At 67.3% G+C, this 8,055-nt stretch carries 8 protein-coding genes; 6 read left to right on the top strand and 2 right to left on the bottom strand.

Features of this window, described 5'->3' with window-relative positions; translation table 11 throughout:
• The 5 genes from ABS88_RS21105 to hemN all read left to right on the top strand — a co-directional run.
• Positions 1-260 (top strand): FixH family protein (locus tag ABS88_RS21105; protein WP_286750492.1); only part of this gene is annotated, 260 nt, incomplete at its 5' end.
• Positions 257-2,377: a heavy metal translocating P-type ATPase gene (locus ABS88_RS21110; RefSeq protein ID WP_286750493.1), complete on the top strand. Its 2,121-nt coding sequence runs from the start codon at positions 257-259 to the stop codon at positions 2,375-2,377. The genes ABS88_RS21105 and ABS88_RS21110, both read left to right, overlap by 4 nt.
• A complete protein-coding gene (ccoS, locus tag ABS88_RS21115; RefSeq protein WP_286750494.1) occupies positions 2,374-2,529 on the top strand; it encodes a cbb3-type cytochrome oxidase assembly protein CcoS in 156 nt (51 codons plus the stop codon). Before ABS88_RS21110 ends, ccoS begins: the two co-directional genes overlap by 4 nt.
• The gene (locus ABS88_RS21120; protein WP_286750495.1) at positions 2,526-2,753 is read left to right on the top strand and encodes a hypothetical protein; all 228 of its coding nucleotides are present in this window, start codon (positions 2,526-2,528) and stop codon (positions 2,751-2,753) included. Before ccoS ends, ABS88_RS21120 begins: the two co-directional genes overlap by 4 nt.
• A 61-nt stretch (positions 2,754-2,814) precedes the next feature.
• The gene (hemN, locus tag ABS88_RS21125; protein ID WP_286750496.1) at positions 2,815-4,119 is read left to right on the top strand and encodes an oxygen-independent coproporphyrinogen III oxidase; all 1,305 of its coding nucleotides are present in this window, start codon (positions 2,815-2,817) and stop codon (positions 4,117-4,119) included.
• A 94-nt stretch (positions 4,120-4,213) separates the two neighbouring features.
• Here hemN and ABS88_RS21130 read toward each other — a convergent pair whose 3' ends face one another.
• Positions 4,214-4,918 (bottom strand): DUF6118 family protein, encoded by a 705-nt coding sequence (locus ABS88_RS21130; protein WP_286750497.1) that lies wholly within the window; start codon positions 4,916-4,918, stop codon positions 4,214-4,216.
• A gap of 8 nt (positions 4,919-4,926) precedes the next feature.
• Positions 4,927-7,842: a Ti-type conjugative transfer relaxase TraA gene (traA, locus tag ABS88_RS21135; RefSeq protein ID WP_286750499.1), complete on the bottom strand. Its 2,916-nt coding sequence runs from the start codon at positions 7,840-7,842 to the stop codon at positions 4,927-4,929.
• On the opposite strand from traA, the gene ABS88_RS21140 reads away from it, so the two are divergent.
• On the top strand, positions 7,841-8,055 hold a 215-nt coding region (locus tag ABS88_RS21140), incomplete at its 3' end, for a hypothetical protein (protein WP_286750500.1). The two genes, traA and ABS88_RS21140, sit on opposite strands and share 2 nt — an antisense overlap.

Consider the following 8,055-nt stretch of genomic DNA (forward strand, 5'->3'; position numbering starts at 1 on the left):
GGGACGAGAGCGTCACGGTCGATGAGAGCCGCCACGTCCGGCTGACCGTCCGTAAGGACGGCGCGCCGATGAAGGGCCTGCGCATCGTCGCGACGCTCCGCCACCCGCTCGGCCAGACGCCCGCCCGCGCGATACGCTTCGCGCCCGCCGCCGACGGCTCGCTTCGCTCGCTCGATGCGCTGCCCGCCGGGCGCTGGCAGCTCGACCTGTCGGTGCATCGCGGCGTCGACGAGGCGCGCTACCGGGTCGATCTGCAATGACCGAGGCCGCTGCTCTGCTCGTCGAGCGCGATTTCGCGGTGCCCGACATCCGCTGCGCGGGCTGCATCGCCAAGCTGGAGCAGGGGCTGGTGCGCGACCGGCGGATCGCGGCGGCGCGGGTCAATTTCACCGAAAAGCGTGTGCATATCTCCTGCACCCCCGACGCCGAAACGCCCGAACTGATCGGCGCCTTCTCGCTGCTGGGGTTCGAGGCGCATCCGATCGGCGACAGCCCGGCGGAGGTCGACGGCGGTGCGTCCGACAGCCGGGCGCTGCTGCGCGCGGTCGCGGTCGCGGGCTTCGCGATGATGAACATCATGCTGCTGTCGGTGTCGGTGTGGTCGGGCGCGAGCGGCGCGACGCGCGACCTCTTCCACTGGCTGTCAGCGGCGATCGCGCTCCCGACCGTCGCCTATGCCGGGCGCAGCTTCTTCCGCTCGGCGTGGCGCGCGGTGCGCCACGGCCGGACCAATATGGACGTGCCGATCAGTATCGGGGTGCTGATCGCGACCGCGCTCAGCCTTTACGAAACCGCGACGCACGGTCCCCACGCCTATTTCGACGGCGTCGTGATGCTGCTCTTCTTCCTGCTCTGCGGCCGCTGGCTCGACAGCGTGATGCGCGACCGCGCGCGCGGCGGGGTGACCGCGCTGCTGCGCAACATGGGCACCGGGGCGATGGTCGTCGGCGCCGACGAGACGAGCCGCTGGGTCGACGCCACCGCGCTTGAACCGGGCATGGTCATGCTGGTCGCTGCGGGCGAGCGGCTCGCGGCGGACGGTGTCGTCGCGGGCGGCGCCAGCCGGATCGACCTGTCGCTGCTGACTGGCGAGAGCGCGCCGCGGGAGGCGCGTCTCGGCGATCCGGTCCACGCCGGGACGCTGAATATCGAGGCGCCGATCCGCGTCCGGGTAACCGCGGCGGGCGCCGACACCGCGATCGCCGACATCGCGCGGCTGATGGGCGAGGCGGCGCAGGGCAAGTCGCGCTACGTTCGCATCGCCGACCGCGCGGCGCGCTATTATGCGCCCGCGGTCCACACGCTGGCGCTGCTTGCCTTCGCCGGCTGGATGATCGCGGGCGCGGGCTGGCACCACAGCCTGTTGATCGCGGTCGCGGTGCTGATTATCACCTGCCCCTGCGCGCTCGGCCTCGCGGTGCCCGCGGCGCAGATCGTCGCGTCGGGCGCGCTGATGCGGGTCGGGGTGCTGGTGAAGGACGGGTCGGCGCTCGAACGGCTGGCCGAGGTCGACCGCGCGATGATCGACAAGACGGGAACGCTGACGCTCGGCCGCCCGGTCACGACCAATCTGGACGAGGCCGACGCGACGGTCCGCGCGCTGCTGCTCGCGCTCGCGCGCGCCAGTCGCCATCCGCTCAGCGAGGCGCTGACCCGCGACCTGACCGCGGCGGGGGTGACGCCGCTCGCGGTGGAAGCGATCCGCGAAACCCCCGGCTTCGGCGTCGAGGCCGAATGGGAAGGCCGCCGGGTGACGCTGGGCCGCCCAGCCCAGCCCACAGCCGACAGCGCGCTCGCGACCCAGCTCGCGATCGATGGCGCGCCGGCGCTCACTGTCCACTTCGCCGATGCGCTACGTCCCGATGCCGCCGAAACGATCTCCGCGCTGGAACAGGCGGGCGTCGCGCCGAGCATCCTGTCGGGCGACCGCGCCGCGGCCGTCGCGCCGGTGGCGCGCGCGCTGGGCCTGACCGCCCAGACCGGCATGAGCCCGCAGGACAAGCTTGCCGCCATCGCGCGTCAGACGGCGGCGGGGCACAGGGTGCTGATGATCGGCGACGGTCTCAACGACGGCCCCGCGCTCGCCGCCGGCCATGCCTCGATCGCGCCGGGTTCGGCGAGCGACGCGGGCAAGAATGCCGCCGACTGCATCTTCCTCGGCGACCGGCTGATGCCGGTGGTGCAGGCGATCCGCGTCGCGCGGCGGACGCAGGCGATCGTGCGGCAGAATTTCATGCTCGCGATCGGCTATAATGTCATCGCGGTGCCGCTCGCCTTCCTTGGCTATGTGACGCCGCTGGTCGCCGCCATCGCCATGTCGGGATCGTCGCTGATCGTCGTCGGCAACGCGCTGCGGCTGAAGGGCGCGGCGCGGTGAACGGGCTGCTGGTTCTGATCCCGGTCGCACTCGGGCTCGGCCTCATCGGGCTCGCCGCCTTCTTCTGGTCGCTGCGGGGCGGGCAGTTCGACGATCTCGACGGTGCGGCGGTGCGCATCTTCGTCGAGGAAGAGGAGGAGGACGCGTCATGACCGCGCGCCATGTCGTCCTGATGCTGGGCGCCGCCGCGTTGATGCAGCCGCCCCTCGCGGCCGAGGCGCGCGTGCTGACGGTTCGGGCGTGCGGCGGCGCGGCGCATCGGATGCTGCTGCCGGGCTACCCGGCCGACCCCGCGGAGCGGCGCGACTGCGCCAAGGCGTGTCACGCGGTCACCGAGCGTCGCGGCAAATCGGTAGGGTCGAAGCGTTGTTGCTGAAAATCCGCCGCCGTTGATCCCGGTCAATGTCGCGGCACCCGATCGGGCATAGGGTGCGGGCATGTGGTCCTATCACCCCGATCTGCTCGCAAGGCCGGTGCCGCGCTACACCAGCTATCCCACCGCGATGGAATTCGCCGAAGATGTCGGTGCCGACGATTATGCGCAGGCGCTCGACGCGGTCGAGCCCGCGACGCCCATCTCGCTCTACGTCCACATCCCCTTTTGCGAAAGCATCTGCTGGTATTGCGGCTGCAACACCGGCGCGGCCGGGCGCAAGCAGCGGCTCGACGATTATCTGACCGCGCTCAGGGCGGAGGTCGCGATCGTTGCGAAGCGGCTGGGCGGACGCGGGCGCATTCGCCGCATCGCGTTCGGCGGCGGTAGCCCGAATGCGATCGCGCCAGTCGAACTGGTGCGCCTGCTCGACCTGCTGCTCATTGTCTTCGACGCGCACCGGCCCGACGTCTCGATCGAGCTCGACCCGCGCGGCTTCTCGTCCGAATGGGCGCTGGTGCTCGCGGCGGCCCATGTCACGCGCGTCAGCCTAGGTGTCCAGACCTTCGCGCCGCACGTCCAGCAGGCGATCGGGCGCATCCAGCCGCTCTCGCACATCGAGCGCGTCGTCGCCGCGCTGCGTCTGCGCGGCATCGATGCGATCAACTTCGACCTGATGTTCGGGCTGCCGGGGCAAGAACTCGCGGATCTCGACGCGACGCTCGACGAGACCATCCGCCTCATGCCGAGCCGAATCGCGCTGTTCGGCTATGCCCATCTTCCCGACATGATTCCGCGTCAGCGGAGGATCGACGCCGCGAACCTGCCCGACGCGCGGCTGCGCTTCGATCAAGCCCGGCTCGGCTATCGGCGCCTGAAAGCGGCCGGCTATATTCCCGTCGGCTTCGATCATTTCGCGCGCGCCGATGATCCACTTGCGGCTGCGGCGCGCGAAGGCCGGGTGAACCGCAATTTCCAAGGTTTTACCGAGGATGACGCTCCCATCCTCATCGGCTTCGGCGCCAGCGCGATCAGCAAATTTCCCAACCTGATCGTCCAGAACGAGAAAAAATCGGGCCCATATCGCGATCTCGTCGGCGAAGGGCGGCTTGCGGCGGTGCGAGGCGTCCACGTCGATGCGCGGGAACAGCGTCGCGCCGTGCATATCCGCGACCTGCTGTGCAACGGACGGGCGCATCTGGACGCCGCCGAAATCCCTTCGGCTCAAGACGCTTTGTCGGATTTCGAGCAGAAGGGCGTGATCGAGTGGGACGGCGAGGCGCTGGTGATCCGCGATTGTGGTCTGCTCTATGCTCGCCACGTCGCTGCCTGTTTCGACGGGACCCGAGGAAATATCGCCGCGGTTTGAGTTGCCGTCTGCCGACCAGCGGATGGCGATGAGCGGCAGCACCACGCCGATGACGACGAGGAACAGCCCTGCCGCTATTGCTCTGTCGGCCCATTCAACTCGGCGTATTCGGGGGCGAGGTGATTTCGATCGTGCACCGCACAGGGCGTTTCAGATTGAGGGCTCGCTTTTCGCACGCAGCAAGCTTGTCCTTATTGTCGCGTCGCATTTGGGCGGCGGCGGAGATCGCACGCCACGCTTTGGGGCTCCCAACCCGCATCAAACGCACGCCACCTTCCCATATCGATGGCTGGCGTAGCACTCGCGCCGCAATCTTTTCCGGCATATGCCAGCTCTCGGGAAGCGCACGGGCAAGCGGACCCGGGAGACTGGCCCATAGCAGACATCCGGCCAGCACTCCGCCGCTCGCTGCCCAGATCAGATAGTCGCGCTGATCTGCGGCGTGCCGTGCCGACGCCACGATGCCCCTCAGTTCGCGGATGGCATTATCATAGCGCCTTCCCGCTGCGCTGATCAGTTTCTGATCCGTCTGTCGTGCCTGCCACGCAACCCGATCGAGCCGCTGTGCCATGGTCTCGGGCGTCAGTTCCATCGCTGGCTTGGAGACGAGCGTATCAAGCGTTTCGGTGACGGCTTCCAAGTGTTGGGCAATTTCTCCAAGCGTCGAGCTGTAATCGGGTATGTCGATCGCGGCTTTTTCTGCCGCCAGTTGCTGCACCGCGCGGCGCATCATCGCGATCTCGCCTTCGAGACGCGCGAACGCTTCGGCTGCCGGGTCGATCTCCTCCTCGTCCATCATATCTTCTCCTACATGCCAATGCCGATGCCGCGCGAACGACCGCACCCGATGTCCGCCATGTCGGCAAGCTGCTGCCCGACCGAACGCGTCGCGTGCATTTCGATGCCGAGCGCCGACTTGCGGGCGCTCAGAATTGATTCGACCTGCGCATCGCGTTCGAGGCTCTTCGCCATCGCGCCCATTTGGCTGGAGAGTCTTGCTGAACTGCTGCGCTCGCCGCGTGCGATCATATAGTCACGCTGCTGCTGGAGCTTCTGCCAGTCACTGACGAACCGCTCGGCGCGTTTGGTGGGTTCGGTGCGGATTTCGGATTCGAACCGCATCGCGTGGATCGCAGCTTGGCTGCGGCCCTGCGCCGCCTGCGACACGAGTTCGGGCTGGCGCTCGAACGCTGACTCCAGATCGGCGCGCGCATGGGCGCGCACGGTATCGAGCTCGCTCCCCGCCTTGTCGAGCGCGCTCTGCTGATGGGCGAGTGTGGGCAGCCCCTTCGCCGTCATGCGGTCGATGTCGGCCTGCGCGCGGGCATAACGCTCGACCGCGCGCGACATGTCGTTGGTGCGCGGCGCCTGCGGCACCTCAATGCTCGCACGCTTCACGGCAGGCTTGAACCCCGCGAAGATGTTGCGCGCCTTCGCGGGCGCTTGCTTCACTATCTCGGCAATCCGTTCGCGCACGGCGATCCCGCGCCGCTCTGCGAACACACGCGCCGGATCGGCCTTGGCATAATCGCTCGCCATATCCTTCGCGCGCTCGCGCGACAGCGCGCGAACAAGTTTGCCCTGATCTTTGAAGTCGTCGTGGCCATAGTGGAGCGCGAGCTCTTCGCGGTGGCGCGACATGGCGACATAGGCGCCGTGACTATCCATGCCGGGTGTTGCCAGCACATGCGCACGGTCGACCGTCATCCCCTGCGCCTTGTGGATCGTCGCAGCATAGCCATGGTCGAGGTCGCGATAGTCTTTGACGTCGAACGCGACCGAGCGCCCGTCGTCGGTGCGCACCGCCATGCCGTTTTCGCTGACGCGCTCGATGGTGCCGAGCGTACCGTTCTTCACCACCAGACTGCGTTCGTTCCGCAGGAACATGATGCGGTCGCCCGCGGCAAAATCTAGGTCGCCGCGCTCCACCTTGATCGACACGTCGGCGCCAAGATCGCCCGACGCGCGCATTGCATCGCGCGCCGCTTCGTTGAGTTCGCGCACCTCGGCATTGGTATGGGTCAATATGATGCGGCTGGCGTGGGGGTTGGCCTGCCGGTCGCGATCCCAGCTTTGGATAAGCTCGCTGCGCGCGATCTCGCGCGTGGCGGCGTCGTGCACCATATTGTGCTCGGCATAGGTGGCGATCGCTTTGCCGGTGAGTCCGGTAGCAAGCTCGCGCGTTGCCTGCTGCTGCCAGCCTTCATACTGACGCCGCACGTCGCTGATTTCGGCGCCGCCGTGTCGCTCGTGGAGCGAACGGAACGCCGCGCCCGCCTCGATCGCCTGCAACTGCTGCGTATCGCCGACGAGCACGACCTTGGCGCCTGCATCGGCGGCGTGGCTCAGCACCCGTTCCATCTGCCGCGTGCCGACCATGCCCGCTTCGTCGATCACGAGCACATCGCGCGAGGTGAGCATGTCGCGTCCCCGCGACCAGCCATATTCGAGACTGGCAATGGTGCGCGAGGCGATGCCCAATCCATGCTCCAGCCCTTCGGCGGCGATCCCCGACAAGGCGGCACCGCGGACATTAAGGCCAGCGCTTTCCCAGGCTTCGCGCGCGACGCCGAGCATCGCGCTCTTGCCCGTTCCGGCATAGCCGACAACGATGCTCAGGCCGCGCTTGTCGGTCACATGCTCGAATGCCTCACGCTGCTCGCCGCTCAGCGTCAGGCCGCGCCTCTCCACCTCCGCCAAAGCACTTTCTCGGTCGGTCTCGTGGACGCGATACCGTTCGCGCGCTGTCATTGTTTCGGCAGCGCGGTGCAACCGCTGTTCGGCGTCGATCATGCCGCGCGACGTGAACCGATCGTCGCCGCGCCCATCCTGGCCAAGTTCGATCAGCTCGGGCGATGATTTCACCGACGCTATCACGGCGTCGAACTGCTCGCGCCCGTCGCTGTGACGATGTGCGAACATAGCTAGGTCGCGATGGGTGAAAGTCGCCTGTCCGTGCGTGATCGCGTCGAGCGCGATCGACGGATTGGCGATGATCCGCTCGCCATTTCGCGCCGCGATCTCGCGATGCTCGGCAATGCGCTCGGCTTCCAGGCCGCGGCCGTCCATACGCGATGCCGCGCCGCCGATCTTGCCTTGCGGTTCGAGCGCGATACCCTGCGTCTCCAAACTGCGATAATCGATGCGCGCGTCGATATCGAATTCGGTGAGCCGGGTGTTCACATGATCGGCCCAGCGCTCGCGCCAGCGTTCGACCTCGACAGTCGCATTCCACTCGCGGACCTTTGCGCCGAACTTCGCATCGCCATCCTCGCCGACAACGATCTCGCGCATTGTGAGCATGACATGCGCGTGGGGCTTGGAGAGGCCGTCGGCGCCGATGTCCCAATGCACATTGAGGTCGGCGACCATTCCCCGCTCGACGAACTCGGACTGCACGAAGTCGCGCGCCAGCTCGATGCCTTGCGCCTCGCTCATCTCGCGCGGGATCGCGAACTCGACCTCGCGTGCAAGCTGCGCGTCCTTGCGCTTCTCGAACGCCTCGACGTCATTCCACAGCCGTTCGCGGTCATGCCAATCGTCGGGTGCGTTCTCGGGAAGCAGCACTTCGCTGTGCACGACGCCCGACTTGTTGGTGAAGTCATGCGCCCGGTCGAGCCGTTCATCGTGCAGCCGATCGGCCGACCGATAGGCAGCGGCTGCAACAGCGCTGCGGCCCGCCGCGCGGCTGATGACTTTGACCGAGAGATGGAAGATCGCCATGACGGCAATCCATCTACACGTCAAAAGCCACGTCGGCACGACGTATAAGCGCGCCCTCACACGGAAAAATCCGCGGAGGGACCAGGTGGTGCCAGCCCGTCCCGACGACCTTGCTGCGCGCGGGCAAGCGCATCTTTATGATGGGTGCATCACCCCATCGTGGAGATACGACATGCGCAAACCACGCGATATCGAGTCGGAACTGAAAGCGCT

Source organism: Sphingopyxis sp. SCN 67-31 (genome assembly GCF_001725095.1).